The sequence below is a fragment of the Pseudomonas mosselii genome, from assembly GCF_003205295.1.
Taxonomy (GTDB): Bacteria; Pseudomonadota; Gammaproteobacteria; order Pseudomonadales; family Pseudomonadaceae; genus Aquipseudomonas; species Aquipseudomonas mosselii_B.
In genome coordinates this window covers 1-2,378 of record NZ_QJRP01000074.1, presented here as the reverse complement: position 1 = coordinate 2,378, position 2,378 = coordinate 1, and the positions used below count along the sequence as shown (strand labels likewise).

The 2,378-nt window shown below is 66.4% G+C and carries 2 protein-coding genes; both read right to left on the bottom strand.

From position 1 onward, the window contains the following. Positions 1 to 163: 163 nt before the first annotated feature. The gene (locus tag DMX06_RS25985; RefSeq protein ID WP_110739977.1) at positions 164 to 1,549 is read right to left on the bottom strand and encodes a sigma-54 interaction domain-containing protein; all 1,386 of its coding nucleotides are present in this window, start codon (positions 1,547 to 1,549) and stop codon (positions 164 to 166) included. Positions 1,550 to 1,649: 100 nt separating this feature from the next. Next, the coding region (locus tag DMX06_RS25980) for an ABC transporter permease subunit (RefSeq protein ID WP_110739976.1) at positions 1,650 to 2,378 on the bottom strand (729 nt) is incomplete at its 5' end.

Genomic DNA, 2,378 nt, shown 5'->3' with positions numbered 1-2,378 from the left:
AAATTAATAATTTCTATCTTGAGACATGGCGCGTGGCAGCGGGCTTGCACGTCCGCTGTAGGAGCGGCCTTGCCGAGGCGTCCGACCGGTCCGACGCCTCGGCAAGGCCGCTCCTACAAAAGAAAGTTGCTCCTGCGATCCCTGTTTTGAGACTTTAATCTCTTTATTGAGACAAAATATCCAGCGCCACCATTTTCTTGTACAGCGTCGAGCGCCCCAATCCCAATGCCTTCGCCGCCTCCGGCACATTCCCGCCACTGCGTCCCAAGGCCTGCACAATCAGCCCGCGTTCAAACTGCGCACAGGCCTCCCGGTACCCCAACTGCGGTGCCGTCTCGGCCACCGGGCTCAACGGCCCCAGCGCGTTCATCAGGTCATGCACGCCCAGCCGTGGCTGGTCCGCCAGCAGGGTCGCCCGTTCCAGCACATTACGCAGCTCCCGGATGTTCCCGGGCCAGGCATGCCGCCCCAACAGCGCCTGGGCCTCGGCCTCCAGTTCGTACTGGCTGCCCAGCTCGGCGAGGGTCGCCTCGCACAGCGCCGGCAGGTCTTCCAGGCGGTCGCGCAGCGGCGGCACCTGCACCGGCAGCACGTTCAACCGGTAGTACAGGTCGGCGCGGAATGCCCCGCGGGCCATGGCCGCCTGCAGGTCGATGGAGGTGGCGGCGATGATCCGCACATCGCTGCGCAGCATCTGGTTGCTGCCCACCGGTTCGTACTCCTTCTCCTGCAGCACGCGCAGCAGCTTGCTCTGCAGGGCCAGGGGCATGTCGCCGATCTCGTCCAGAAACAGCGTGCCACCCTCGGCCAGCTGCAACTTTCCGCTGCGCCCCTTGCGGTCGGCGCCGGTGAAAGCGCCGGGGGCGGTACCGAAGAACTCGGCTTCCAGCAGCGCCTCGGGGATCGCCGCGCTGTTGATGCTGACGAACGCCTTGTGCGCCCGCGCCGAGGCGGCGTGAATGGCGTGGGCCAGCAGTTCCTTGCCGGTACCGGTTTCGCCGAGCAGCAGCACTGGCGAGTCGCTGGTCGCGCCACGGCGGGCGCGGCGCTTGGCTTCGAGGCAGGCGGGGCTGCTGCCGACGAACTGGGCGAAGCTGTAGCGGGCCTGGCGGGCGCGCAACTGCGAGCGGGTAGAAGCCAGCTCCTGCTGCATGCTGGCATAGCGCTTGAGCAGCGGCGACAGGCTGCGCAGTTCGTCGAACAGGGCGAAGCCGATGGCACCGATCAGCGCCCCCTGGCCGTCGTGGATCGGCAGGCGCATCACCACCAGTGGCTCGTTTGGCGTGTCGAGCATGTCCAGCAGGATCGGCTTGCCGTTGCTCACCACCTCGCGCATCAGGCTGCCGGGGATCACCGTCTCGCAGGGCTGGCCGATGGCGCTGGCGGCATCCTGCAGGCCAAACCGCCGGGCATAGCGCTCGTTCATCCAGACGATGCGCGCCTGGCGATCGACGATCACCGTGCCTTCGCTGGACTGCTCGATGATCTCGAACAGCGAGCGGATGGCCAGTTGGCGAACCTGGGGGTAGTCCTTGAGGTTGTCGTGCATGGAAGATGTATCCGTTGAGCCAAGTGTCGTGCGCCCCTGTGGGAGCGGCCTTGCGTCGCGAAAGGGCCGCAAGGCCGCTCCCACAGAGATCGCGCCGGGATTATCGTCGCGGATCAAACGCCTCGCGCAGCGCATCGCCGATGAATACCAGCAACGACAGGATCAACGCCAGGGCAAAGAACGCGGTAAAGCCCAGCCACGGCGCTTCGAGGTGTTGCTTGCCCTGGGTCACCAGCTCACCCAGCGAGGCGCTGCCGGCGGGCATGCCGAAGCCGAGGAAATCCAGCGCGGTGAGGGTGGTGATCGCCCCGGTGAGCATGAACGGCACATAGGTCAGGGTCGCGTTCAGGGCATTGGGCAGGATATGCCGCAGCATCACCTGGGTGTCCGAAAGCCCCAGTGCCCGGGCCGCCTTGACGTACTCCAGGTTGCGCCCGCGGAGGAACTCGGCGCGCACCACATCGACCAGGGTCAGCCAGGAGAACAGCGCCATGATCCCAAGCAACCACCAGAAATCCGGCTCGACGAACCCCGACAGGATGATCAAGAGGTACAGCACCGGCAACCCCGACCATACCTCCAGAAGACGCTGGCCGAGCAGGTCGACCCAGCCGCCGTGGTAGCCCTGCAGGGCGCCGGCGGTCACGCCGATCAGCACGCTGAGCAGGGTCAGGGCGAAGGCGAACAACAGCGATACCCGTGTGCCATACAGCACCCGTGCCAGCACGTCGCGGCCCTGGTCGTCGGTGCCCAGCCAGTTGCCCGCGCTGGGCGGGCTGGGGGTGGGCACCTGCAGGTCGTAGTTGGGGGTATCGGCGCTGCACGGGAT